21 protein-coding genes are annotated in these 25,040 nt (G+C 40.1%); 9 read left to right on the top strand and 12 right to left on the bottom strand.

Translation table 11 applies throughout. The features are described from left to right. Nucleotides 1-15: 15 nt before the first annotated feature. The 3 genes from IDJ75_RS16430 to IDJ75_RS16420 all read right to left on the bottom strand — a co-directional run bounded on the left by IDJ75_RS16430 (nucleotide 16) and on the right by IDJ75_RS16420 (nucleotide 2,727). Nucleotides 16-843 carry an energy transducer TonB gene (locus IDJ75_RS16430; RefSeq protein WP_191176702.1) on the bottom strand — a complete coding sequence of 276 codons (828 nt, stop codon included), beginning with the start codon at nucleotides 841-843 and terminating at the stop codon, nucleotides 16-18. 174 nt (nucleotides 844-1,017) lie between these two features. Continuing rightward, complete coding sequence (locus IDJ75_RS16425) at nucleotides 1,018-1,599, bottom strand: DUF4468 domain-containing protein (protein WP_191176701.1); 582 nt, start codon at nucleotides 1,597-1,599, stop codon at nucleotides 1,018-1,020. 69 nt (nucleotides 1,600-1,668) lie between these two features. Beyond that, a complete protein-coding gene (locus tag IDJ75_RS16420; RefSeq protein WP_191176700.1) occupies nucleotides 1,669-2,727 on the bottom strand; it encodes a porin in 1,059 nt (352 codons plus the stop codon). Between the two features lie 573 nt (nucleotides 2,728-3,300). On the opposite strand from IDJ75_RS16420, the gene IDJ75_RS16415 reads away from it, so the two are divergent. Continuing rightward, nucleotides 3,301-5,475 (top strand): glutamine synthetase III family protein, encoded by a 2,175-nt coding sequence (locus tag IDJ75_RS16415; protein ID WP_191176699.1) that lies wholly within the window; start codon nucleotides 3,301-3,303, stop codon nucleotides 5,473-5,475. 56 nt (nucleotides 5,476-5,531) lie between these two features. Here IDJ75_RS16415 and IDJ75_RS16410 read toward each other — a convergent pair whose 3' ends face one another. Further along, nucleotides 5,532-7,313, bottom strand: coding sequence for a chloride channel protein (locus IDJ75_RS16410; protein ID WP_191176698.1), 1,782 nt, complete (start codon nucleotides 7,311-7,313; stop codon nucleotides 5,532-5,534). A 69-nt stretch (nucleotides 7,314-7,382) separates the two neighbouring features. Here IDJ75_RS16410 and IDJ75_RS16405 point away from each other — a divergent pair, with 69 nt between their 5' ends. Then, entirely contained in the window at nucleotides 7,383-8,564 is a 1,182-nt protein-coding gene (locus tag IDJ75_RS16405; RefSeq protein WP_191176697.1) for an AIR synthase related protein, read from the top strand. Between the two features lie 70 nt (nucleotides 8,565-8,634). Here the strand turns inward: IDJ75_RS16405 and IDJ75_RS16400 are convergent, their stop codons facing one another. Continuing rightward, on the bottom strand, nucleotides 8,635-9,171 hold the full coding sequence (locus IDJ75_RS16400; RefSeq protein ID WP_191176696.1) for a hypothetical protein: 537 nt from the start codon (nucleotides 9,169-9,171) through the stop codon (nucleotides 8,635-8,637). A 39-nt stretch (nucleotides 9,172-9,210) separates the two neighbouring features. Beyond that, nucleotides 9,211-12,513, bottom strand: coding sequence for a TonB-dependent receptor (locus IDJ75_RS16395; protein ID WP_191176695.1), 3,303 nt, complete (start codon nucleotides 12,511-12,513; stop codon nucleotides 9,211-9,213). Nucleotides 12,514-12,844: 331 nt separating this feature from the next. On the opposite strand from IDJ75_RS16395, the gene lpdA reads away from it, so the two are divergent. After that, nucleotides 12,845-14,233 (top strand): dihydrolipoyl dehydrogenase, encoded by a 1,389-nt coding sequence (gene lpdA / locus IDJ75_RS16390; RefSeq protein ID WP_191176694.1) that lies wholly within the window; start codon nucleotides 12,845-12,847, stop codon nucleotides 14,231-14,233. Nucleotides 14,234-14,315: 82 nt separating this feature from the next. On the opposite strand, the gene IDJ75_RS16385 is transcribed toward lpdA, so the two are convergent. Next, nucleotides 14,316-15,941, bottom strand: coding sequence for a carboxylesterase/lipase family protein (locus tag IDJ75_RS16385; protein WP_191176693.1), 1,626 nt, complete (start codon nucleotides 15,939-15,941; stop codon nucleotides 14,316-14,318). A gap of 119 nt (nucleotides 15,942-16,060) precedes the next feature. On the opposite strand from IDJ75_RS16385, the gene IDJ75_RS16380 reads away from it, so the two are divergent. Together IDJ75_RS16380 and IDJ75_RS16375 are read left to right on the top strand one after the other, a co-directional pair. Continuing rightward, nucleotides 16,061-16,339, top strand: a complete 279-nt coding sequence (locus IDJ75_RS16380; protein WP_191176692.1) for a SelT/SelW/SelH family protein — start codon at nucleotides 16,061-16,063, stop codon at nucleotides 16,337-16,339. Between the two features lie 69 nt (nucleotides 16,340-16,408). After that, nucleotides 16,409-16,846 carry an RrF2 family transcriptional regulator gene (locus IDJ75_RS16375; RefSeq protein WP_067063173.1) on the top strand — a complete coding sequence of 146 codons (438 nt, stop codon included), beginning with the start codon at nucleotides 16,409-16,411 and terminating at the stop codon, nucleotides 16,844-16,846. A gap of 9 nt (nucleotides 16,847-16,855) precedes the next feature. Here IDJ75_RS16375 and IDJ75_RS16370 read toward each other — a convergent pair whose 3' ends face one another. Continuing rightward, nucleotides 16,856-18,367: a hypothetical protein gene (locus IDJ75_RS16370; RefSeq protein ID WP_191176691.1), complete on the bottom strand. Its 1,512-nt coding sequence runs from the start codon at nucleotides 18,365-18,367 to the stop codon at nucleotides 16,856-16,858. Nucleotides 18,368-18,504: 137 nt separating this feature from the next. On the opposite strand from IDJ75_RS16370, the gene IDJ75_RS16365 reads away from it, so the two are divergent. Next, nucleotides 18,505-18,717 (top strand): hypothetical protein, encoded by a 213-nt coding sequence (locus tag IDJ75_RS16365; RefSeq protein ID WP_191176690.1) that lies wholly within the window; start codon nucleotides 18,505-18,507, stop codon nucleotides 18,715-18,717. Between the two features lie 49 nt (nucleotides 18,718-18,766). On the opposite strand, the gene IDJ75_RS16360 is transcribed toward IDJ75_RS16365, so the two are convergent. Then, nucleotides 18,767-19,486 carry an RluA family pseudouridine synthase gene (locus IDJ75_RS16360; RefSeq protein WP_191176689.1) on the bottom strand — a complete coding sequence of 240 codons (720 nt, stop codon included), beginning with the start codon at nucleotides 19,484-19,486 and terminating at the stop codon, nucleotides 18,767-18,769. A gap of 108 nt (nucleotides 19,487-19,594) precedes the next feature. On the opposite strand from IDJ75_RS16360, the gene IDJ75_RS16355 reads away from it, so the two are divergent. Beyond that, on the top strand, nucleotides 19,595-20,104 hold the full coding sequence (locus IDJ75_RS16355) for a YtxH domain-containing protein (RefSeq protein WP_191176688.1): 510 nt from the start codon (nucleotides 19,595-19,597) through the stop codon (nucleotides 20,102-20,104). Nucleotides 20,105-20,151: 47 nt separating this feature from the next. Here the strand turns inward: IDJ75_RS16355 and IDJ75_RS16350 are convergent, their stop codons facing one another. The 3 genes from IDJ75_RS16350 to gatB form a co-directional block, all read right to left on the bottom strand. Next, the gene (locus IDJ75_RS16350) at nucleotides 20,152-20,838 is read right to left on the bottom strand and encodes a response regulator transcription factor (protein ID WP_191176687.1); all 687 of its coding nucleotides are present in this window, start codon (nucleotides 20,836-20,838) and stop codon (nucleotides 20,152-20,154) included. Nucleotides 20,839-20,941: 103 nt separating this feature from the next. Then, nucleotides 20,942-22,057: a TlpA disulfide reductase family protein gene (locus IDJ75_RS16345; RefSeq protein ID WP_191176686.1), complete on the bottom strand. Its 1,116-nt coding sequence runs from the start codon at nucleotides 22,055-22,057 to the stop codon at nucleotides 20,942-20,944. 3 nt (nucleotides 22,058-22,060) lie between these two features. Beyond that, complete coding sequence (gene gatB, locus IDJ75_RS16340; RefSeq protein ID WP_191176685.1) at nucleotides 22,061-23,530, bottom strand: Asp-tRNA(Asn)/Glu-tRNA(Gln) amidotransferase subunit GatB; 1,470 nt, start codon at nucleotides 23,528-23,530, stop codon at nucleotides 22,061-22,063. Between the two features lie 212 nt (nucleotides 23,531-23,742). Here gatB and IDJ75_RS16335 point away from each other — a divergent pair, with 212 nt between their 5' ends. After that, a complete protein-coding gene (locus tag IDJ75_RS16335) occupies nucleotides 23,743-24,369 on the top strand; it encodes a hypothetical protein (RefSeq protein WP_191176684.1) in 627 nt (208 codons plus the stop codon). A 170-nt stretch (nucleotides 24,370-24,539) separates the two neighbouring features. Continuing rightward, on the top strand, nucleotides 24,540-25,013 hold the full coding sequence (locus IDJ75_RS16330) for a hypothetical protein (protein ID WP_191176683.1): 474 nt from the start codon (nucleotides 24,540-24,542) through the stop codon (nucleotides 25,011-25,013). The last annotated feature ends 27 nt before the right edge of the window (nucleotides 25,014-25,040 follow it).

Below are 25,040 nucleotides of genomic sequence, written 5' to 3'. Positions count from 1 at the left end.
TTTATATGATCAGTTTTATTGCTCTTCGTTCATCTGGAAGTTAAGCGGTATTACATACCTTACTCTTACAGGCTGGCCATTTTGCATGCCGGGTTTCCAGGGTTTAGCCAGTTTCAATACGCGCAGGGCCTCTTCATCCATTCCATAACCTGCGCCTTTTTGAACTGAAAAATCTGATAAACGCCCGTCTTTTTCTATCACAAAACTAACGAATACCCTGCCGCCTTTACCTGCTTCCTGCGCCTGTGCCGGGAAACGCAGGTTTTTACTCAAGAATTTAACCCACGCGCTGGTTCCTCCGATGGGTTCGGGCATAAATTCCAGCCCGAAGGTATCATGGATAGTTTTATCCTCTGCAGGTGCAACGCCAGTACCTCCTGTTACGGGTGCAGGGTCAACAATTGGCGCCATACCTTCCTTACCTTCTGTTGTTTTTGGGCCTATCTCACCTCTAAGGTCAGTAATTTTAGGTGGATCGGTTGTTATCGGTTCGGATGTAGGTACCGGGGTTATAAACTGTGTTGTTTTAGCAGGTGGCATCTGTTTTTCTGGCGCTGCCGGTTTTACCGGTGGTTCGGCTTTTTTAGGAAGCTCTATCCTGGGTGGCTCGATTGTCGGAAGCACAACTACTACCTGTTTTATAATTTCTCCGGGAGTTTTACCTACAATGTAAGTGTACATTACAGCAGCTGCTACAATTGTAGTAATTGCAATCATCATGGCTATAATCATGGTACGCCCATAATGCTGCCTCAATTCAAAGGCGCCGTAAGCCTTGTTTCGATTAGAAAATACAAGCTCGATCCAATCGGGATTGTATAGATTAAGTTTTGTGTTAAGCATAGCGTTTGAAATTTTATTTTACTAATTAACGCATTTGCCAAATAAAATGTTGTATAAATTTGAATTTTTACGAAATAATCAATTGAATAAATAGATATATACAATTTTTATATTGCATATATCTATTTATTGCAAATTATATTTGGTTTGAAGAAGTGTAATTGGGGCGAATGTTTACCAGTTTTCGGTCGAAACCTTTTTCACAGGCTCTGCTTTATTAATTACAGGCTGCTTATCCATTGCCTGTTTAATTTTAGATGCGGTGTTAATGCAAAAACTGGCTATCTGATCCAGGTAATTATCGGTTTCTTTTTTACCGTATTTGGTGTTCATTTTCTCGAGCGGAACTTCTATACCCGGGATAGGTACCATATTACCAAACCTGTCGCGCTGGTATGGTTTAAATACAAAATTGCTTATACGGTAGCGGTATCGTTGGTCTTTAGTTTGGATGTTGATGGTGTAGCTTATCTCCCCGCCTTCCTTGCGCATTAATGATACGCCACTGTATACTATAAACTTACCGGATGTATTCAGAGTGCTTTCGGCCTTACCCTTTGCAGGCTTGGTTGATGGATTAAACGCAGCAGCGAAAGCCCAGCCTCGTTTGTATAAGGTATCGGCAAATAAGGTGGGTTTATCAACTACCCTATAATAAATGTAATTATTGCCTTCATCAAAAGCTAACGAATCTTTCTGGGCAAACGCTATTTGCGCGCATAATAAACATACAAGGCTGAATAGTACTTTTTTCATAGGATAAAGATAAGCCATCCGCACGTTATACGGATGGCTTATAAAAATCAGATCGTTTAAAATCTTAAATTAGAATGCGTATACCGCTGCAAGTACAAATTGTGATGCATTTTTAGTTGGCGCGCCGCTTTTGTTAATAAAGCCATCATTCACGTCTTTATTGTTATCTAACCTAAACTCGGGGATAACAGTAAGCGGGCCTGCTTTAATGTTTGCTGTTACAGTTGTTGCAAATACTGAACTACCTGGTGCAGGGCCTAAAGTTGCGTAGCTACCTGTTTTGGTTTTAAAGTATTCACCTCTTAAACCAAATGTTACATCTTTAGATACAGCCAATTGCGGGTATAAAGCAACTCCTGTAAAACCACCTGTACCAACAACATCGGCAGGTTTAAATGTGGCCGCGTTTAAGCCTAATTTAAAGGCATCGGTAATTTGGTAGCTGGTTGTTAAATCAAACTCAGTACCCGATAATTTACCTGTTAAAACGTTCAGGTAGGCTGTCCAGCCTTTTACCGGCGCAAGCATCAATTGCGCGCCAAAAGTATTAACCTGGTTTACAGATGTGTAATAATTCCAGCTATCGTTAAATATACCTGCCATTAAACTAACTTTGCTTGTGAAAGCATAAGTAGCTTTAAAGCCCGGGTTTTGGAATGGACCATTAGTAAACAGGTACGAGGTTGAGTAGTTAAAGTTACCAGCCGGGCTAATTACTTCATAGCCCATAAAGGTTGCCATATAACCACCTGTTAAGTTAAACTTATCAGTAACATCATATGATACATATAAATTCTGGATGTGGAAACTGTTGTTTGTTTCATCATAGGTACCTGCTGCTGTAGGTAATGACTGCGCTTGCCCACGCGGACCAAAAGACAATTCACCTACAAAAGAAGCTTTACCTACTTTTTTCTTCAAAGCAAGGTCTATCATACCAATTGAAATAGAGTTATTGTCTGATGCAAAGCTGGTAGGGATATTACTGTGTTTCGAAAAATCGTATTTGTAATAGGTATCAACCGACCCCGAGATGATCAGAGGCGGATCTGCTTTAGTAGTGTCCTGCGCACTGGCTGCAAATACTGATGCAACAAAGAAAGATAAAAGTAAAAGTCTTTTTTTCATGATAAGGGATTTAATTTTTAATGATTAGTTATTGTTTAGTTAGTTATTGATTGCTATTTGTAAAAAACTATTGCAAAAAACGACTATCAAAGCCTAATACACCCTCACTACATCTATATATTTAGTCGTTATTTTACAAACAATATAATATTTCGTTTAAAAAAATATAATTCTCATTCAAAAACAACATTTTAATTATATTTTTCACTAAATACACGATAATATTTAACAAAAACAAGAACTATTTTATATTTTATTACAAAAAACATAATAATTTATCAACATTTTTATAATTACTTACATTAAATCATGTTTTGTACTTTTAATTTTATAAAAAATAATAAAAAAAATACATAAATTCAACAATTACATTAATATAAGGCTATATATTAATTTACAATGCAATTAAAATAACAGAATCAATAAGAAAAATATCACAATTACCACATTACCCATAAAAACAGTAAAGAAAAATGGTTTTGTTTAGATATTATTATCCATATATAATTAGATCCAAAACCGCTTACTATTTAAATGATTTTATAATTTTGGGCTGAACCAATTATTACCATCATGTCTAATACACGTTTCCAGGCCTTACAAGCTGTGTTAAACCGCGAAATCCCGGAAGTAAAGCTTCCTTCTTCCAAAATATCCGACTACTTCGGCGTAAATGTTTTTGATAAACCAAAAATGAAGGAGTTTTTATCTAAAGATGCCTATAGTGTAATTGTAGATTCTATTGATAATGGTGTCCCCATCCCCCGCGATATGGCCGAGCAGGTAGCATCATCAATGCGATCATGGGCTATGGGCAAAGGCGCTACACACTACACCCATTGGTTTCAACCGCTTACCGGCACTACTGCCGAAAAACATGACGCTTTTTTTGAACCCACAGCTGATGGCGGTGCTATTGAACGCTTTAGCGGCGATGCCCTTGCACAACAGGAGCCCGATGCATCCAGTTTCCCGAGTGGTGGTATCCGTAATACTTTCGAGGCCCGTGGTTATACTGCCTGGGATCCATCATCTCCTGCCTTCATCATAGGCCGCACCTTATGTATCCCAACGGTATTTGTATCATATACAGGCGAAGCGCTTGATTACAAAGTACCTCTTTTAAAAGCATTAAGCGTTTTAGATAAAGCTGCGGTTGATGTTTGCCATTATTTTGATAAAAGTATTGAAAAGGTTAATGCATCATTAGGTATTGAGCAGGAGTACTTTTTGGTTGATACCGCGCTGTTCAATGCAAGGCCCGACCTATCGCTTACTGGCCGTACGCTATTTGGCCACATGTCGGCCAAGAACCAGCAGCTGGAAGATCATTACTTTGGTTCTATCCCAAGCCGCGTATATGCTTTTATGCAAGAAATGGAAACCGAAGCCCTGCAATTAGGTATCCCTTTAAAAACACGCCATAACGAGGTAGCCCCGTCGCAATTTGAATGTGCCCCTGTTTATGAAGAGATAAACCTGGCCATTGACCATAACCAGTTATTAATGGATATTATGGACAGGGTTGCCAAACGCCATCACTTTAAAGTATTGCTGCATGAAAAACCTTACGCGGGCATCAATGGCTCGGGCAAGCATAACAACTGGTCACTGATAACCAATACAGGTAAAAACCTTTTATCGCCGGGTAAAACGCCAAAGAACAACCTGATGTTCCTTACCTTTTTTGTGAACACCATAAAAGCTGTTTATGAACATGCCGATTTGTTGAGGGCATCTATAGCATCGGTAAATAACGATCACCGCCTGGGTGCAAACGAGGCCCCACCGGCAATTATTTCGATTTTTTTGGGTAGCCAGCTAAACGAGGTATTAGATGATATTGACACATCGCGCCTGAGCAAAAAAATAAAAGAGGAAAACTCGCTTTGGCAGGGTATCCCAAAAATACCACAAATACTAAAAGATAATACTGACCGCAACCGTACCTCACCATTTGCCTTTACGGGTAATAAATTTGAGTTACGCGCGGTTGGCTCGTCGGCCAACTCGGCCAGCCCTATGACGGTGTTGAACCTGATCATGGCCGACCAACTTAAGAAATTTAAGGTTGATGTAGATAAGCTGATCAAAAAAGGTGAGAAAAAGGATGTAGCCCTGATGATGGTGATAAAACGCTACATCAAGGAATCGCGCAACATACGTTTTGAGGGTAACGGTTACAGTGAAGAATGGGAAAAAGAAGCCGAAGCGCGTGGCCTGGCCAATATTAAAACAACACCAAAGGCCCTGGATGCTTTTATATCTGAAAAAACCGCAGAGCTTTTTGCGGAAACAGGCTTATTTACAACTCGCGAAGCACATGCCCGCCACGAAATACTGCTGGATAGCTTTTACAAAAAACTACAGATAGAGGCACGAGTAATGGGCGAACTGGCCCTGAATATCATTGTGCCGGCGGCTATAACATATCAATCAAAACTGATTGAGAATGTTAAAGGTTTGAAAGACCTTGGCCTTGATAAAAGCACATACAAAGCCCAGCTTGATATTATAAACAAAATTGCCGAGCATGTTAACTTTATTAAAGACAATGTGGAGGAAATGATAAACGAACGCAAGAAAGCGAATGTTATTGAAGACCTACGCGATAGAGCAATCGCTTATGACGAAAAGGTAAAAAGCTTTTTCCAACCTATCCGTTACCATATAGACAAGCTTGAGCAACTGGTTGATGATACACTTTGGCCACTGCCAAAATTCAGGGAACTACTATTTATCAGGTAAATAATAATACAAAAAAGAAAGGGCCGGTATTAACACCAGCCCTTTCTTTTTATAACTTATCGGGCAAATATATCTGCCTGATTATGCTGATGTATAATAACCTCACGGTATTTGCTTAACAAAGCTGATTTTGAAACAAAGCCAATAAAAACCTCATCCTTAATAACCGGCAGTTGCCATACATCCAATCCATCAAATAATTCCATAACCTCACTTACAGGTTCGTCATAATCAATTATTGCTGGTGGGGCAACCATAATATCGGCCACGGTATCGCTGCCTTCCGGCAACCTGTTAAATAAATGCTTACGTACCTCATCAAGCAAAACCACACCTTCAAGCGTGCCTGCAGCACTCAAAACAGCATAAATATTGGCCTGGCCTTGTGATAATATAGTGTAAAAATCAGCAATAGGCATATTTTTATTAATCACCTTAAACTGCCTGTTTATAATACTATCAAGTTGTATAGCATCAAGCATACTATTATCATGCCCCGGGTGGATGTTATTTTCGTGAACAAGGCCATGCCAGTAAACATTGTGTTTATTAAACATCCGTGATATAATATACGACATAGCCGACACGATCATCAACGGGATAAACAACACATACCCACCGGTTATCTCGGCAATTAAGAATATAGCAGTTAACGGCGCATGCAACACCCCGCTTAGTGCTCCTGCCATGCCAACTGCAATAAAATTGCTTGTGTTTAAATGAATAAGCCCGGTTTGGTTTACACCAAAGGCAACAAACAGGCCTAAAAATGCGCCAGTAAACATTGATGGCGCAAAGCTACCGCCGTTACCACCGGCGCCAATGGTTATACCAGCCGCTATAATTTTTGTTAAAACAAGGGCACCAATAAACAAAAGCATTATCCATGGGTTTGCAAGCCATTCGTGAAAGAACGATTCTTCTTTTAATACCTGCAGGTTTCCATTTAATATTTGTTGCAAATAGTGATAACCTTCACCAAACAGGGCCGGGAAAACCATGATCATCACCCCTAGCAGTAAACCGCCGCCAAGTGCCCGCACGTAACGGTTTTGTTTTGTCAGGATACCTTTCTCCAGCTTATCCGCAATTTTCGCGATATAAACCGATACCCATCCACTTAAAACGCCTAATAAAATATAAAACGGAATAGCATTTAAAACCCAGCCATCTGTAACTAAATGGAACAACTGGCCGGAGTATAATACTTTTGATACCACCACACCCGTTGCCGATGCAATTAACAGTGGGATAAAAGTAGGTATCGTTATCTCGCCAATTAATATCTCTAACGAAAACAAAACCCCGGCTATCGGGCTATTAAATACAGCTGCAATACCGGCTGATGCGCCTGCTGCAAGGAGCACCGTTTTTTCGTACGGGCTTAAATTAAATACTTTACCCAGGTTTGAGCCAATGGCAGCGCCCGTGCAAACAATAGGAGCCTCTAACCCGGCCGAACCACCAAAACCAACCGTTAACGAACTGGTTACCAGATGCGAATAAATATTATTTGAGCGGATGTTTGACCGGTTCTTTTTGATATTGATAAGGATATTACCTATTCCCTTTTGAATTTTATCCCGATTAACAAGATGCTGCCAGGTAACGGTAAGTAATATACCAAATGCAGGCAAAAACACATAGATAATATGAAATGGTAGGTGCGATGATATGTTACGGCTAACGTTTTCCATAACATGTACTAAAAACTTTAAAGCTACGGCTGCAAGCCCGCCAAAAAGGCCAATAAATACACTGCAATAAATTAAGAAGTTACGCTGGGTATTACGTTTTAAACGCCAACGGGCAATTTTATAACTGATAGACTTTAACATAGGCGGATACAAAAACGGCAATGTAGTAATTTAACATGTACAAATATTATTTAAGCAGTATATTTGCCCATGACTTCTCCGCAAAGATATGATCAACGGGGCGTATCTGCATCAAAAGATGATGTACATAATGCCATTAAAAACATTGATAAAGGGATATTCCCGAAAGCGTTCTGCAAAATAGTACCCGATATATTAACAAACGACCCTGAGTATTGCAATATTATGCATGCTGATGGCGCCGGCACAAAATCATCATTAGCTTATACCTATTGGAAAGAAACCGGCGACATCTCGGTATGGCGCGGTATTGCCCAGGATGCTATTATTATGAACCTTGACGACCTGCTTTGCGTAGGTGCTACCGATAATATCCTGCTATCATCAACCATCGGAAGAAATAAAAACCTTATCCCAGGGGAAGTAATAGCCGCTATTATTAACGGCACGGAAGAAATTTTAGCCGAACTACGTGATGCCGGCATAGGCATCTACTCTACCGGTGGCGAAACTGCTGATGTAGGCGACCTGGTACGCACCATTATTGTAGATAGTACCGTAACCTGCCGCATGAAACGCAATGACGTTATTTCTAACGACCGCATAAAACCCGGTGATGTGATAGTGGGTCTGGCATCATACGGGCAAGCAACTTACGAGAAAGAGTATAACGGCGGCATGGGCTCTAACGGCCTAACATCCGCCCGCCATGATGTATTTAATAAAACCATTGCCGATAAATACACTGAAAGCTATGACCCGGCCGTCCCTTACGACCTGGTATTCAGCGGCAGCAAAAACTTGACGGATAAAATTGACATAGGCAATGGCGAGAGCATTACAGCAGGCAAACTGGTATTATCGGCAACACGTACCTACGCCCCTATCATTAAAGCTATTTTAGACAAATACCGCAGCCAAATAAACGGCATGGTACATTGCAGTGGTGGTGCACAAACCAAGGTGCTGCATTTTATAGATAACCTGCATATCATTAAAGATAACTTGTTCCCAATCCCACCGTTGTTTAAGCTGATCCAGGAAGAGTCTGACACCAGTTGGCAGGAGATGTACAAAGTATTCAATATGGGACACCGTATTGAACTATACGTACCAGAAGAGATTGCCGAAGACCTTATTGCTATCTCGAAAAGCTTCGGCGTAGATGCCCAAATTATAGGCCGTGTAGAAGCTGCCGATAAAAAGCAGGTAACAGTTACTTCGCCATACGGCGAGTTTGTTTATAATTAACGTTTTTTATATTATAAACGAAGAAAGCCTCCCAATTTGGGAGGCTTTCTTCGTTTTATCTTAAAACAAGTTAGATTGTTTTAAAGAATGATAATGCAGTAAAAACTGAGTTCTGGCTGCCATCTTTATTATAAGCTGTAGCCCTTACGCTGTAGGTTTTACCTGCTGTTAAGCCCATTGTACTTAGTTTTAACAGGATGGTGCCTGCCAATACTGAAGTATTTGGATACGTAGTTGTTTGCGGAGTAGCAGTAATAGTATGTACTATAACAGCAGGAGTGGCGCTCGGGTTAGATGTATCATCATAACCATTCCACGAAGCAAAGTTTATAGTTTTTATCACTGCTGAAGTCGCTGTAGTACCATCTAAAATCTCCAGTTTAAAAGCACCAGTTTCCTGATTTGTAAGCGTAGCGCCAAAGTTAATCAGCAAAGTGTTAGCTGTACTTCCAGATATTGTAAATGGACCAACCTGCTGGTAACCAAAGCTGCTTAGTTTTATAGCCGGCAATTTTGGTTCAATACCCGCAACATCAGCTTTTTTTGTACAGCTAAACATGGTTAATGTTACCAAGGCAGCTAATACGATATTTATATATTTTCTCATCTTTTTTATTTTAATGTTTAACAATATCAACTGTTAATTTTAGAATATGTACTTAGCACCAATTAATAAACTCCAGGTAGTAGCAGCAGTTGTAGCATTAACATACGGCGTATTAACTAAGGTACCATTAAGCTGACGCATTTGGTAAGTTGGCACGTTTGTATTTGCATCTGTACTTACGTAGGTAAGTGGGTTACTATAGGTAATTTGTTTTTGGATGCCCCAGTTTTTGTTTAACAAGTTAGGTAAGTTGATAACAACTGCACTAAGTTGTAAAGTATGTTTCTGGCCACCTGCCATGATGTAAAAATCTTGCAGGATGTTTGCATCAATACGGTTATACCATGGTAAGAAAGCAGCATTACGTTGTGCGTACTGTCCTCTGTGTCCGTTTAGGTAAGGTGTATTTTTAATGAATTGCTCTAAAGCAGCAGCTTGTTGTGCAGGGGTATAAGTATACACCACACCGTTAACTGTAGTATTGTATTGTTGGAAAGTTAACTCACTTGCTTTTTTAGGGATGTACATTAAGTCGGTAGAAGCGTTACCATCACCGTTAAGGTCACCGTTAACTACGTAGCTTATTGGGCTGCTACCTGCCTGGCCTTGATAAAATAAACCAATTGTAGTAGCTGCGTGGTTTAAATAATTAAACTTGTATGATGCAGAAGCAACAACACGGTGAGGTACATAAAAACTAGTGTAACCACTCTCAACATCATTAGTAGTACCAACGTTGGCAGTTGACGTCCAAATATTAGCTGCAGTTGTACCCGATGAAGAGAAAGCTTCTTTAGCTTGTGTATAAGTGTATGCTGCTGTAGCGGTAAAACCACCAGTAAACGATTTACTTATTTGTGCAGTTAAAGAACTTGCATAACCTTTATTGGTGTTTTCTAAAACAATGGCCGAGTTTATTGCAGGGTATATATTCCTGTCTGCTGCTGTACCTGTATAACGTGGTCTTGATAAGTCACCTTCCACTAATACACCAGTTGGGGCTTTTAAGTTTGCGTTACGCATTCTTACCGCGTTAATATCTTTAGTGTATAAACCTTCTAAAGTTGCAGTGAAGCCATTCCCAAGGTTTTTCTCAACTGCTAAGTTAGTCCTGAATACTTGTGGGAATTTAAAATTACGGTCGATTAAAACAGTAGCAGATTGTATTGCTGTACCAGCAGCTTGTGGGAACAAATTTGCATACACGCTTGGATCCGCTTGTAATTTGATATCAGCAAGCTGTGAAGCTGTAGCAACACCACCAAAGTTGTACATGGCACTGTTACTTGGGCTATTAGTTAAAAATACATAAGGTATTTTACCTGTGAAGATACCTGCACCACCACGTATTACTAATGAATTATCATCAAGCAAGCTCCATCTGAAACCCATTCTTGGTGAAAGTAATATTGGCGACTTTGGCCATAAGCCAGAGTTGTATGATTTTAAAGCACCGTTAGCATCCGGCAATAACAATGCTGTCATTTGCGGGTTTTCTACCGGGTTCTCCAGGTAAATGCTCTTATCAGCACGTAAACCGTAAGTTAATTTAAAGTTAGGGCTAACAGCGTACTCATCCTGTGCATACAGGCTTATCGTACCAACTTTTAAGTTAGCAGAGAATACCTGGTCAACACCCGGTATTAAAGAGTAGTTATAAGTAAATTGTACCGGCGGGGCATCAGTAAGGAAATCGTTTAACGAGTTATAGATATATGAACCTGCTGCACCCGGCATAAATGCATTACCAACTTTTTGGTACTCATAGTTAATACCACCGGTAATTGTATGTTTACCTGCGTAATAGGTTAAGTTATCATAAATACTGTAGGTATTGTCAATAACCGCGTTGTACTTGGTATACGGATCAGAACCTGCTGTAATGTAGTTACTTCCCGAACCGTTATAGATATCAATTGTTGGGAAAATCTGACCTTTTGAAGTACGTGGGTTATTATACTTTTTAAAGGTTGCTAACAATTGGTTTGAGAATTTTGAACTAATGCTGCTGTTTAATTCAACAGTACCGGTAGTTACTTTATTTACGAAACCATAGTTAGAGTTTTCGAAAGCGATTGACTGGTTGCTGTAACGGTTGTTAACTAAACCACCACTACCACGGCTAATTGTACCACCTGTTCCGTTTGAAACAGAATAAGGAGCATTATTAGGTGTACTACCCGCATTTATTTGCTGATCGCTTGTAGCATTTAAGTAGCTGTATTTAACGGTTAGTTTGTTTTTATCGTTAATATTCCAGTCTAACTTTAATAAATATTTTGTGTTTTTAGGATTAAAAGCATCAAAATTATCAAACTTACCTGTTTCATAACCATATTTGGTTTTTAGATAATCTGATACCTTTTGCAGATCTGCAACAGTTGTTGCAGCTACAGTACCGTTACCAGAGCCACCTGTTGGCGAATACGCAATACCCGGAGAAGTTGAACTTTCTTTTTCAAAGTTAGCAAAGAAGAACAACTTATTTTTAATGATAGGGCCGCCAAAGGTAGCACCATAAGTTTTAGTACTTGCTTTAGCTACGTTAGCGCCAATAAAGTTATCACCAATGTAGTTACCGTTAAATGATTGGTCTTTGTAGTAGGTGTAAGCAGAACCATGGAAAGTGTTGGTACCGCTTTTAGTAGTAGCGTAGATACCTGCACCAGTAAAGCCTGATTGCCTAACATCAAACGGGGCAATATTTATCGAAAGCTCATCATAGGTTTCGATAGAGATTGGCTGTGCATCACCACCGGGCAAAAGAGCTGATGACGTACCGAAGGTGTTGTTAAGGTTTGCACCATCAACTGTAACACTGTTTAAACGTGCATCGCGGCCTGCAAAACTCGAGCCTGTAGACTGTGGCGTTAAACGCGTAAAATCTGTGATACTTCTTGAGAAAGTAGGCAAAGTTGAAAGCGCTGTTCTGTTTACGTTTGTGCTTGCACCTGCTTTAGCAGTTACAATTTTCCTGCTGGCTTTAACTGTCACAGCCTGTAACTCTAAACCTGTTTCGCTTAAAGTTGTATTCAGGATGTAAGGCTGCCCTAATTGAAGGGTAATATTGCTAAGAGTAGCTTTATTAAAACCAATAAAGCTCACCTCAACAGTGTAAGGCCCACCTACACGCATACCCGGGATGTTGAACAAACCGTCTTTGTTTGAGGCAGCTGAATACACAGTCCCTGACGGAACGTGCGTAGCTTTGATAGTTGCTCCGGGTAATGTAATACCCTTGGCATCTTTAATTGTTCCCGACATGCTACTTGATGTTACCTGTGCAAAGGAAACAACAGCAGTAAACAGGAAAATAATAGAGAGAAGTAAGTGTTTTCTCATGTTTGTTTTTTTTGTTAACTGTTAAGTGAATTACTCATTAAGTGAATTAATGGGGCAAAGATAACTAATAGGGGCATTTAGTATATTAAGTTAATGTTAACAATAATTATATATTTTTCAACACTTTACATATTATTTAAGCAAAAATGAAATTTAGATGAATGGTTAGTGTTATATTTACATTAACAATGTCATATTTTAAAAAAGCTTTTTGATTAACAGGCATTTATCGTACATTTTACCTTCTCGGCCTAAATCGCATCCCAGTTTTTCATTTCCACTGCTTTTAGTTAGCTTTGGCATTCCAAAAATCATAAAAGATACATACTATATGGATTACGATTTAATTGTTATTGGTTCGGGCCCGGGCGGCTATGTTGCTGCTATCCGCGCATCACAATTGGGTTTAAAAACCGCTATTGTTGAAAAAGAATCGCTTGGGGGTATTTGCCTAAACTGGGGTTGTATCCCTACAAAAGCATTATTAAAAAGCGCCCAGGTGTTTGAATACTTAAACCACGCTGCCGATTACGGTATAAAAACCAGCGGTGGAGAAGTTGATTTTGAAGCTGTAGTAAAAAGGAGCCGTGGCGTAGCCGATGGTATGAGCAAAGGTGTTCAGTTCCTGATGAAGAAAAATAAAATTGATGTAATTATAGGTACCGGCTTTTTAAAATCAAAAGGCACTGTATCTGTTAAGATGAATGATGGCGCCAGCAAGGACTTTACCGCCAAAAATATCATACTGGCTACGGGGGGCCGCTCGCGCGAGTTACCAAACCTTAAACAGGATGGTAAAAAAGTAATTGGTTACCGCCATGCTATGGTATTGCCACAACAGCCAAAATCAATGGTTGTAGTAGGTTCGGGCGCTATAGGTATTGAGTTTGCTTATTTTTATAATGCAATTGGCACTAAGGTAACTGTTGTTGAGTTTTTAGATAACATCGTTCCGCTTGAGGATGAAGAGGTCTCAAAAGGCTTGTTGCGAATCCTTAAAAAACAAGGCATCAATATCATGACGGGTTCAACCGTTGAATCTGTTGATACCAACGGCGAAGGCTGTAGGGTTAATGTTAAAACCGCTACAGGCAACATCGTATTAGAAGCTGATGTTGTTTTATCCGCCATTGGTATCTCTACCAATATCGAAGGCATTGGCCTTGAAGAGAACGGTGTTAAAACCGATAAGGGCAAGGTATTGGTTGATGATTTTTATAAAACCAATATTGACGGCGTTTACGCCATTGGCGATATTGTTAAAGGCCAGGCATTAGCACATGTTGCATCAGCCGAAGGTATTATCTGCGTAGAGAAAATTGCAGGTAAAAACCCCGAGCCTTTAGATTATAATAACATACCGGGCTGTACTTATTGTATGCCTGAAGTTGCTTCCGTTGGTTACACCGAAAAAGCAGCTAAAGAAGCTGGTTACGAACTTAAAATAGGCAAATTTCCGTTCTCGGCATCAGGCAAGGCAAGTGCTGCCGGAGCTAAAGATGGTTTTGTAAAACTGATATTTGACGCTAAATACGGTGAACTGCTCGGCGCACACATGCTGGGCCATAACGTTACTGAAATGATTGCCGAAGTGGTTACCGCGCGCAAACTGGAAACTACTGGTCATGAGATCATCAAATCAGTACACCCTCACCCTACCATGAGCGAGGCTGTTATGGAAGCTGCTGCTGATGCATATGGTGAAGTGATACACTTATAAATAGTGTCCTCAGTTAAATAAAAGGGCGCAAAGATCAGATCTTTGCGCCCTTTATTATTACAGCTGTTTGTATAATTACAAACTACTTCGAATATTCTTTATCTAAAAACATATACCTGCCCTTAAGTTGTGTACTTTCCTTTTCTAATACGGTATTTACATCTATGTTCATAAAGGTAACAGGGCCTCCTTTAGTATTAGCGTTCCATTTTGGTAATGTAGCGCCGTTAGGGTTACCATTTTTTATAAAGTTGGCAAAATAGCTTTCCATTATATCAGATACCTTATAATCTGCAGCAGTCCATTCATACATTTTATTAGTAGCCAGGTTGCCCATAGCATATTCTATTTCAAAAGCATGGGGTGCGCCGTTATACGGTTGCGGCCCTTTAGGTTTAGCCTTTTCTGCTTCGGTACTTTTATTAACACCACCTGCAAGGCCCGGCGTTAAATTAGCCATTGCTGCGGTAACAGGCGGTTTAGCTTTTGAGAAAATATATCTATAAACCGGCTTACCGCTTGTTTTTGCATGTGTATCGGCCCATTTCCAGGTAGCATAAACAATAAACCGGTCGCTCGCCAATTCCGTAGCCGATTTAATTACCTCATCTTCTGTAGCACCCGGATACAGCTTAAGCACTTCATTTGCCTTATCCTTATAAAACATGTTTAATTGTTTCAAATAATTCTCGGGCGTTGGGGCGCTGCCATACATAAAGGCCTGGTAAGGTATTTCTGCCGAATTCCACCCTACCAGCAATGGTACATTAGCCTGTTCGCCCGCCATGAACGTTTCTGAAGGCATTTTATCAAAAAAATAACCATCCATCACAAAGCCGGTTGGCGGTGTACCGGGTTTAGAGGCTAATTCCAATAACTGGTCAGCGGGGATAGCACGCAATGCAGCCAAAGTGGTAGCTTCTGCTTTTTCGCCAAATTTAATACCGTTGCTTTCAGCTGTATTAAGCGTTGCGGGTGCCAAAGGTTTAAACATAGCCCCGCTCTCGCCGATAGCACCCGCTATTAAGTGCTTTGATAATGGCGATACCATTTGAGCGGATACAGACATGGAGCCGGCAGATTCTCCGGCTATAGTTACCCTGTTAGGGTCGCCACCAAAGGCGGCAATATTTTTTTGCACCCAGCGCAGCGCTGCGTTCTGATCAAGCAGGCCGTAATTACCCGAAGAATGATGTTTCGATTCTTTGGTCAATTCCGGGTGGGCCATAAAGCCAAATACACCTAACCTGTAATTTACAGTTAAGGTAATAATGCCTCTTTTCGCCATACTTTCGCCGTCATATCGTGCTTCAGATCCATCACCCGCTACAAAGCCCCCTCCGTAAAAGTAAACCAGCACAGGCAGTTTAGTTTTTGATGGTTTTGCAGGCACCCAAACATTCAGGTACAAGCAATCTTCGCTCATACCCGGCGAACGAAAACCCATATCACCAAAAACTTTTTTCTGCATGGCGTTGTATCCAAACGCATCACATTTGCGCACGCCTTTCCAATCGTTTACCGGTTGTGGTTCCTTCCAACGTAATTCACCAATGGGTGGCTGTGCAAAAGGGATACCCTTAAAACTGTTAACACCCGATTTTTCGGTTACGCTTTCAACAATCCCATTAGCGGTTTTAACCTGTACCTGGGCAAATGTTATAATACAGGCTAACTGCAGCATCAAAAACAATATGCTTTTTTTCATGAATTTTATTTTATAATTGGGTGGTTTATTGATGATGAAATTAATAAATTTTATTTCATAAAACAATCATTATGTCAAAACGACACATTAATAAATATTTTTTTACAATTTAAATCGGCATGAAACCAACCATCACTATTGAGTATTGCCCAAAATGTAACTGGCTTATGCGCGCGGCATATATGGCGCAAGAGTTACTCACTACTTTTAGTGAAGATGTTTACGGCGTAACGCTGCAACCAAGCCACACATCGGGCAATTACAACATTCGCATTAATGAGGCAGTGATATTTGACAGAAAAGAGCAAGGCCGTTTCCCTGATATAAAAGAGTTGAAGCAATTGGTACGCGATATAATATGCCTGGATAAAAGCCTGGGGCATTCAGACAAAGTGTAAGCTAAATACTATGTTTGCATATTATGTTGTACAAATTTGTTTATGTAACTTTGTGTACTATATTTATAAATGCTATCCAAAAAAACTAAATACGCGATAAAGGCGCTAGTTGTCATGGGCAAGAACATGGACAAACCACCTATGCAAATATCAAGAATTGCCGAACTTGAGAAAATCCCAAAAAAGTTTTTGGAGCAGATCCTGCTCGACCTTCGTAACGCTGGTTTCCTATATAGCAAAAAAGGTGCGGGCGGTGGTTACAGTCTAAACAAAGACCCCAAGGAAATTTTCCTGGTAAGTATTATGCGTATTACCGACGGGCCTATAGCTATGGTACCTTGCGCAAGCCTTAACTTTTACCACCGTTGTGATGAATGCCACCAGGAGCATACTTGCGGTATACGCGATGTGTTTATTGAGGTACGCGATGCGTCGCTTAAAATTTTATCAGAAACCAGTATTGCAGATATTATTGGGCGTGAAAACACTTTGATTGTAAGTGAATAATTTGCAATCCTACTCTTCGTTTAATTTTTCTGAAATATTTTTAATAGAGTCGTCAAGCAGGGATGCCGATTGATACAGGTACTCTTCAAGCTGAATATAATCATCCAGCTTGTTTTTGCTGTGCTTTAGTATATCTATCATACCCAGTATATTGGTTAGGTGCTTGCGTACCTCGTGCGAGTTTATAAATGCAAGCTCTTCCTTTTTGGCTTCATATAAAAGTTTTTCATAATGCCGCTTTTGCTTTACGTTGCGGTAAAACAATGCAATTACTATTATGCTTAAAGCGGCAATTAGTACTATAAACAGCAACCATAAGCGTTCTCTCCTGTAAACCTCAGCTTTTTGCAGATATGAACTTTCGGTTTCATCAATTTTTATTTGGGATGATATACTACCTACCTGCGTTAAACGAATGTTATTTTCCTGTGCGTTTTTAAGCGCCAGCATAAAGTTATATGAAGATGTTTTATAATCACCTTTCTTTTCAGCTATGCGGGCCAAAGTTTCATACAGGTGAAATTTCGCTTCGGGCTGGTGGCTTTCTGTTGCTGTTGCAAGTATCTTTTCAATTATAAATTTTGCAGAATCTAATTGCCCGCTCATATAATAAGCGTCGGCAAGGTGCTGCTCATCAAGGTCGTTAGGCGCATAATCTTTGTTTTTTTGCAATTCTTTAATCTGCTTTATTGCCAAATTGTAATTATGCTGCAACAAGGTTATATAATAAGCGGTACGCTGGCGGTAAGTAAAAATTTTATAATTTTTATTACCAGGGCTTACAAGTAAAGCATGGTATCTTTTTAACGAATCTATCTTATTCATCCTGAAAAAATTCTCAGACTTGTTATAAAGTATAGCACTTGATAAAAGTTGTTTGCCCGTAGTATCTTTTTGCAATAACCCCCAAGCGTTATCAAGATAATTGAGTGATTGTGCATATAAACCCGATTTATAAAAAAGATCGGAAATATTTATGTTCAATGCCGCTTCACGACGGTTATCCTTAAACTTATCCTTCAGTTTCCTTATTTTGATGGTTGCAAGGCGATAATTATAAATAGCACCAATATAATCCCCTTTATCTGTTTGGATAAAACCAAGGTGACTGAGCATTTGAAAGGCCATATAATCCTGACTTTCCTTTTCTGCAAGCTGCACAGCTTTTGTCATATATAGCTCGGCTTGTTTAAGGTCATGTTTCCTGGTAAAGGTAAGGCTGCTAATAAAATAGGTGAAAATGCCCTTATTAGATAAATTATATTTTATAAAAAAATTATTCAAGGTATCTTCTACAGCCAACAATTTGCCGCTATCTGATTTTTGAATACATGTTTTGGTAAATGATATTAATCGTTTTTCGCGCAAAAAGCCATCCTTTTGCGAAAGAATAGCGATCAGAGTATCTTTATCAATAATATGTTGTGATGATTGGACAGCAGGTGTCTGTCGCGCGTTAACACGCACAACTTGTAAGAATAAAATAATTAAGAGGAGAGCAATGCCAGGCTTTTTAAGCATACATTGATTTTTCACTAAATTTACAGAAGCCTTTGATAAAAACAAAGATATAGTATTGCAACATTTTAAATAGTGTTTACGTATAATAAATTAATTTATACTTTTGCGAAAATTTAGAACAGTTATTTAATATCAATATGAAAAAAATCGGTTACATAGTACTATCTGTTATTGTGATTGGTGTTTCTGCCTGCCAGAAAGAAAACACAGCACCAACAAAAAAAACTAACACTAATAGTTTAGAGAGCACAAAATCTGGCTTCAAGGCAATCAGGGACACCGTTCCACCAGATCCGCATCAAAATTTAATAAAAAGAGATACAGTTCCACCAGATCCGCTTACAAGATAGTTAGCAATAAAAACGCCCCTTACATATTTTGCAAGGGGCGTTTTTATTGCTAACTGTCAAACTTATCGAGCAGTTTAAGCAGTGTTTCAAAATCTTTTGGGTACGGCGCGTGCACGGTAATGTCCTTGCCTGATGGTAGCTTAAAACTAACTTCAAAAGCGTGTAACGCAAAGCGTTTCATAATAGGTAACTCTTCCTGATCTTTCCCAAGTATATACTTGCGTTTTATTTTTGAAAGAAATACCGGCTGCCCTTTGTACATTTCATCACCTGCAATTGATGCCCGCTGTGTTGCCAGATGTATACGGATCTGGTGCATACGCCCTGTAACCGGGCGGCACTCAACCAATGTATAATGTTTAAAATATTTTAATGACTGGAACCAGGTTTCGGCGCGTTTGCCTTCCTGGCGGCTTATGGTTACATTACCCTTACCTACGTTAAGGATAGGCAGATCTATCAGCAAGTTTTCAAAAACATGCGTACCATCAATTACCGCATGGTAAACCTTCTTTACCTTACGGCGTTCAAACTGCATAGATACACTACGATAAGCCTCCGGGTTTTTGGCTATAATAAGCGCACCTGAGGTCTCTTTATCAAGGCGGTGACATATCTGCGCATCCTCGGTATATTGTTTAGCCAGGCGCAGCATATTGACCTCGCCGCCTTCCCTCTCATCCAACGAGCTAATGAACGGTGGTTTATTCACCACTATTACATCATCATCTTCAAACAGTATCAGGTCGGCAAACTTTGGAAACTTCATAGCCGGCAAAAATACGGTTAATTAAATTAATTGCTACATATGGCCACAAAACAAATATAATCCACTAATGTTAAATACCTATCTATCATCTACCTAAATAAAAACAGCATGAGCACAAAAAAAACACAGCCCGAAGAAAAGGGCTTCTTTGAAAAGATAAAAGAAACCATCGAAGAATTTTGGGACGGCACAAAAGAAACCGCCGAAGACCTGAAAGAAAAAGCGGAAGACAAAATTGACGATATCAAAGAATCGGTAGTCGCTAAAAAGAAACCTGTTGCCAAAAAAGCTACTGCCGCTAAAACCGCCGTTGCTAAAAAAGTGGCTACCATTACCACCGAAGCCAAAAAAGAAGTTGCCGAAGTAAAAGAGAAAGCCGCTGTTAAGGCGAAGGCTGTAACTGATAAAGCTAAATCCACTACAGCCGCAGCCAAAAAAACGACTACCGATGTAAAAGCAAAGGCCGCAACCAAAGCTAAAGACGTTACAGATAAGGCTAAAACCGAAGTTGCTGCTGTAAAAAAAGCGGCCACCCCTAAAGTTGCTGCTGCAAAAGCAGCAGTAGCCAAGCCTGCCGCCACTGCAAAAAGAAAAGTAGCTGCCGCAAAAAAGGCATAAATGCTATATAACAAAAAAAGCCCTCCCGATTATTGGGAAGGCTTTTTTTATGCTTCAAATTTGTAGCCTACACCTTTTACGGTTGATACGCAATCATCGCCGAGTTTTTCGCGCAGTTTACGTACATGCACGTCAATGGTACGGTTGGTAACCACTACCGAATCTTCCCAAATGTTTTTCAATATCACCTCGCGGGTATAAACTTTTCCGGGTTTTGAGGCCAGCAAGTATAATAACTCAAATTCCTTTTTGGCTAATACCACCTTAACTCCTTTTTTATAAACCAGGTATGCTTCGCGGTCAATTACCAGGTCGGCAATTTCCAGTTTGTTATCGGTAACTTCTTCGGGTGGTGTGTTGCGGCGTAGGATGGCATTTATACGGCTAACCAATGCGCGTGGCTTAATTGGTTTAGCTATGTAATCATCGGCTCCAACATTAAAACCTGCAATTTCAGAGTACTCTTCGCTGCGGGCAGTAAGGAATACCATAAAGGTATTTTTAAACTCGGGCATTGTGCGCATAATGCGGCATGCTTCAATGCCGTCCATCTTTGGCATCATTATATCTAATACGATCAGGTCCGGCTGTGTGCGTTTGGCTTCGGCTACAGCCTCCTGCCCGTTACGTGCCGAATATACCTGGTAACCTTCTTTCTTCAGGTTATACTCAATCAGCTCTAAAATATCCGGTTCGTCGTCAACAATTAATATCTTTTGTTTGCTGGTGCTCATGTATATTTATTTTGGCATAAATGTATAACCTTAATAGAAGCTTACAGTTAATTTAATATTAACAAATTGTTAAATAGCGCCAAAAGTTAACCTTTAATTGAGGTTATTTAAATGTTTTCTTTAAAAAATATTCAAGATCGGCACCGGTTACATTCTTTGCAACTATGGTACCCTGCGGATCAATTATAAAGTTAGACGGGATAGCTTCGATATGGTAGAGGCGTTCTGTAGGGCCTTCAAACCTTTGTAGATCAGAAACATGCGCCCAACTTAACTTATCGGCATTAATAGCCTGTTGCCAGTCTTTTTTCTCGGTATCTAACGATATACCCAATATGTTAAAGCCTTTATCTTTATAAGCGGCATATTGTTTTACCACGTTAGGGTTTTCCTGACGGCAAGGGCCACACCATGATGCCCAAAAATCGAGCATTACATACTTGCCTTTATAGTCTGATAATTTCACCTCTTTATCATCAATGCTTTTAATAGTAAATTCAGGCGCTTTATGCCCTACCGATATTGGTTTTACCGCAGCCATTTGCTTTAAAAAGGTTTGTACCGATGGGTTATCTTTAAAGTCATCCTTTATATCATCGGCATAAGCAACCAGTTGCTGCTCATACTTATACTGATCCAATGAGGTGGCCGCGTAAAAGCCTGCAAGTGATTTTTTATTGGCGTTAACAAATTTCAAGATCTCGGTGCTGTAATCGGCAATATTTTTTTGGAATTGCGGCACATAAATCTTCAACAATGAATCAGACTCATGGCCCAATGCGGATGATTTGGCTGTGTACTCGTCAGATAGCTTGCTGTTCTTCTCTCCATATAGGTTGCTTATTTTATTAAACTCCTTAATTTTTTCGGATGTTTCTGATCCGCTTACCTCGTACGAATGGCTTACATCAGCCAGATCTGTTTTAAAGGTGATATTATCGCCATTTTGCGCAACAATATCATATATGTTACTACCAATACGCAGTTTATACAAATTAGCGTAAGGCGCATTGTGTTTAAAGGTAAAATTGTTACCTGAGCCTACGCTGGTCGAATCGATAATAGATACTTGTGCACTATCTGCCGCCAGCAGGTACACTTTTTTAATGCCGCCAACATTGCTCAATGTTCCCGATATGGTAAACGTGGTGGCATCTTTACATGATGTAATAACAACTGCTGCCAATAATGCAAGGCAGGTAACAATACGGTTCTTCATATCTTATTTAGATTCTAATTCTTTTATTAAAAGCTTGTTGGTTTTTTGCGGGTCTATTTTACCCTTTGAAAGTTTCATCACCTCGCCCATGAACAAGCCTAAAACGCCCTTTTTCCCCTTTTGGTATTCCACCACCTTATCAGGGTATTTTGCTAAGGCGGCCTTTATAAATCCGTCCACTTCGTCTGTATCTTCGCTTATCAACAAGTTTAGCTCTTTTGCCAATTGGTCGGCGGTTTTGCCATTTTCTTTCAGCATTGCCGGGAATAATTTTTGCGCGGCTACCGAGTTATTCACTATGCCCTCATCAACCAATTTTATTAATCCTGCTAAGGTAGCGGGTTGTATCCCGATGTTGCTAATGCTAATGTCATTATCGTTAATGTATGACCGTACAGCCCCCATTACCCAGTTTGCTGCCGATTTATAGTTGGCGGTATGTTTTATCAGTTCTTCAAAATAAGCGGCAAATTCTTTATCGGCAATAATAACGCCCGCATCGTAGTCAGAGAGGCCAAGCTTTTGAGTATATTTCTCAAACAGTTGGTTTGGTAAAGCGGGCATGTTACTGCGGATAGCTGCCAGTTGCTCTTCGGTTATTTGAACTGGCATCAGGTCGGGCTCGGGGAAATAGCGGTAATCATTCGCCATTTCCTTAGAGCGCAATACGGATGTTTCGCCAGTATCGGCATTAAAGTTAAGCGTGTTCTGATCTATGCGGCCACCATTCTCAATAACCTCCACCTGGCGTGCAAATTCATGCTCGATAGCGCGCTGTACGTTCCGGATAGAGTTCAGGTTCTTTACCTCACATCGGTTGCCGTACCGGGCCGCGCCCCTTAGCCTTACAGATATATTGGCATCGCAACGCATACTGCCTTCTTCCATATTGCCATCGCAAATATCAAGGTAACGCAACAGGCGACGGATCTCGGTAAGGAACTGGCCTGCCTCTTCGGCACTGCGCAGATCTGGTTCAGATACTATTTCTATTAATGGCACCCCTGCCCTGTTCAGGTCAATCAGCGAATAATGATCGTGCTGGTCGTGCGAGCTTTTACCAGCATCGTCTTCCATGTGGATATGATGAATGGCAATAGTTTTTGAAGTACCATCGGCAAGTTTTACGGTAACACCACCGCCAAGGCATATAGGCTGCTGATCCTGCGTGGTTTGGTAACCCTTTGGCAAATCAGCATAAAAGTAATTTTTACGGGCGAAAGTATTATTAAGATTGATGCTGCAATTACAAGCCAGGCCCATTTTCACCGCGTACTCAACCATTTTTTTATTAATACGCGGCAATGTGCCGGGATGCCCCAGCGATACCGGACTAACATGATGATTAGGTTCGGCGCCAAAGGCTGCCGAATCTGACGAAAATGCTTTACTTAAAGTAGATAATTGCGCGTGTACTTCTAATCCAACAACCAACTCGTACTTATCACTCACGCCGCTTTGTAGAACTGCCATATTGTATATTCAGCTGTTTTTCAGCATTGATCAAACATGCCAAATATAGTGTTATATGTTATTTTTTATAGCTATTTTTTGAAAAGCATGCAAAAACGTCCTTATTATATTTTGCCATGTATAAATCTTTTTATTAAACCTTGTGTTAAGGTAATGGTCTGTTAAAATAAGGCACGCAATTTGCCTGTGCAGAAATATAATTAGAAGATACTATGAAAAAACTCATTTTAGGGATGCTTGCAAGTTGCTTTATACTGGCAGCATCTGTTACCCAAACAAAAGCCCAGGTAAGTGTAAGCCTTAATGTTGGCACCTGGACCCCGCCTGCAGAATACGCAGATGCCAGTTATTATTACCTGCCTGATGTAGACAGCTATTATTACGTGCCAACGCACCAGTACATTTATTTAAGCGGCAATACCTGGGTTTGGCGCAACACCCTGCCTGTAAGATACAACTACTATAATATTAACGATGGTTATAAGGTAGCGGTTTACCGCCCAAGGCCTTACCGTTACTATTACAGCGATCGCAACCGCTATGCGCACTATAGGGGCGTTAAGAATGTAATTGTACGTGACCGTTACTATCGCCCGCATGGCCGGGTAATAAATCGCACCCATTATGTGAACAGGCCAACAAGAGTGATTAACCGTACACATTATGTAAACCGCCCAACAAGGGTTGTAAACCGCACACGGATAGTGAATAGGCCATCGCATACCCGGGTAAGGACGGTTACCCATATTAACCGCCAACAACACGGAAGACCACAAGGCCATGTAGGCAACAGAGGCCACGGCGGTGGCGACAGAGGGCATGGCAAAGGCCATCATTAATTGATTTATATGAAAACATTAAATAAGAAAGACCGCCTGATTGGGCGGTCTTTCTTATTTAAATAAAACACGTATTATACATTATCAGCCAGGCATTTAAACATTTACATCAATTATGTGTCTATATATTTTACACTTACGATACGCACTTAAATTTTATTTGAAGAGACATGAAAAAATTAATTTTAGGAACATTTGCAAGCCTTTTTATACTTGCAGCATCCGTTAACACAGCCAAAGCACAAATAAGTGTTAATTTAAATATTGGCAGCTGGACACCACCTGCAGAATACTCAAATGTAGATTATTATTACCTGCCCGATGTTGAGAGTTATTACTACGCACCTAAAAAGCAATTTGTTTATTTAGACGGTGGCCACTGGGTGTGGAGAAGTTCCCTGCCCGCAAGGTACAGCAGCTACAGGCTCGATAATGGTTATAAAGTTGCCGTAAACAGGCCAAGGGCATATACATATTTTGAAACCGACCGCGTGCGTTATGCTAAATACAAAGGCTCAAATAAAAAGGTTGTGATACGTGGCAATTCTTACAATGCCCATAACAAAGTAAAATATGTTAAGATAAAAGGCAACAACGGCCACGGCCATGGAAATGGTCACGGAAAAGGACATGGTAAACACTAAATGAACTCCACACAAAACAGAAAGACC

Origin of the sequence: Mucilaginibacter rigui (assembly GCF_014773275.1) — a bacterium.
Lineage (GTDB): Bacteria > Bacteroidota > Bacteroidia > Sphingobacteriales > Sphingobacteriaceae > Mucilaginibacter > Mucilaginibacter rigui_A.
Note: the sequence above shows the minus strand (reverse complement) of the source record. Positions and strands in the feature narration are given on the sequence as shown.

Bases quoted from the DNA above. Each gene is read 5' to 3' on its own strand.
- IDJ75_RS16335 (WP_191176684.1), top strand. From the start codon at position 23,743: ATGAAAAAACTCATTTTAGGGATGCTTGCAAGTTGCTTTATACTGGCA.
- IDJ75_RS16350 (WP_191176687.1), bottom strand. From the start codon at position 20,838: ATGAGCACCAGCAAACAAAAGATATTAATTGTTGACGACGAACCGGAT.
- IDJ75_RS16410 (WP_191176698.1), bottom strand. From the start codon at position 7,313: ATGTTAAAGTCTATCAGTTATAAAATTGCCCGTTGGCGTTTAAAACGT.
- IDJ75_RS16375 (WP_067063173.1), top strand. From the start codon at position 16,409: ATGCTATCCAAAAAAACTAAATACGCGATAAAGGCGCTAGTTGTCATG.
- IDJ75_RS16365 (WP_191176690.1), top strand. From the start codon at position 18,505: ATGAAAAAAATCGGTTACATAGTACTATCTGTTATTGTGATTGGTGTT.
- IDJ75_RS16355 (WP_191176688.1), top strand. From the start codon at position 19,595: ATGAGCACAAAAAAAACACAGCCCGAAGAAAAGGGCTTCTTTGAAAAG.
- IDJ75_RS16330 (WP_191176683.1), top strand. From the start codon at position 24,540: ATGAAAAAATTAATTTTAGGAACATTTGCAAGCCTTTTTATACTTGCA.
- IDJ75_RS16415 (WP_191176699.1), top strand. From the start codon at position 3,301: ATGTCTAATACACGTTTCCAGGCCTTACAAGCTGTGTTAAACCGCGAA.
- IDJ75_RS16360 (WP_191176689.1), bottom strand. From the start codon at position 19,486: ATGAAGTTTCCAAAGTTTGCCGACCTGATACTGTTTGAAGATGATGAT.
- IDJ75_RS16395 (WP_191176695.1), bottom strand. From the start codon at position 12,513: ATGAGAAAACACTTACTTCTCTCTATTATTTTCCTGTTTACTGCTGTT.
- gatB (WP_191176685.1), bottom strand. From the start codon at position 23,530: ATGGCAGTTCTACAAAGCGGCGTGAGTGATAAGTACGAGTTGGTTGTT.
- IDJ75_RS16385 (WP_191176693.1), bottom strand. From the start codon at position 15,941: ATGAAAAAAAGCATATTGTTTTTGATGCTGCAGTTAGCCTGTATTATA.
- IDJ75_RS16425 (WP_191176701.1), bottom strand. From the start codon at position 1,599: ATGAAAAAAGTACTATTCAGCCTTGTATGTTTATTATGCGCGCAAATA.
- IDJ75_RS16405 (WP_191176697.1), top strand. From the start codon at position 7,383: ATGACTTCTCCGCAAAGATATGATCAACGGGGCGTATCTGCATCAAAA.
- lpdA (WP_191176694.1), top strand. From the start codon at position 12,845: ATGGATTACGATTTAATTGTTATTGGTTCGGGCCCGGGCGGCTATGTT.
- IDJ75_RS16345 (WP_191176686.1), bottom strand. From the start codon at position 22,057: ATGAAGAACCGTATTGTTACCTGCCTTGCATTATTGGCAGCAGTTGTT.
- IDJ75_RS16370 (WP_191176691.1), bottom strand. From the start codon at position 18,367: ATGCTTAAAAAGCCTGGCATTGCTCTCCTCTTAATTATTTTATTCTTA.
- IDJ75_RS16430 (WP_191176702.1), bottom strand. From the start codon at position 843: ATGCTTAACACAAAACTTAATCTATACAATCCCGATTGGATCGAGCTT.
- IDJ75_RS16380 (WP_191176692.1), top strand. From the start codon at position 16,061: ATGAAACCAACCATCACTATTGAGTATTGCCCAAAATGTAACTGGCTT.
- IDJ75_RS16400 (WP_191176696.1), bottom strand. From the start codon at position 9,171: ATGAGAAAATATATAAATATCGTATTAGCTGCCTTGGTAACATTAACC.
- IDJ75_RS16420 (WP_191176700.1), bottom strand. From the start codon at position 2,727: ATGAAAAAAAGACTTTTACTTTTATCTTTCTTTGTTGCATCAGTATTT.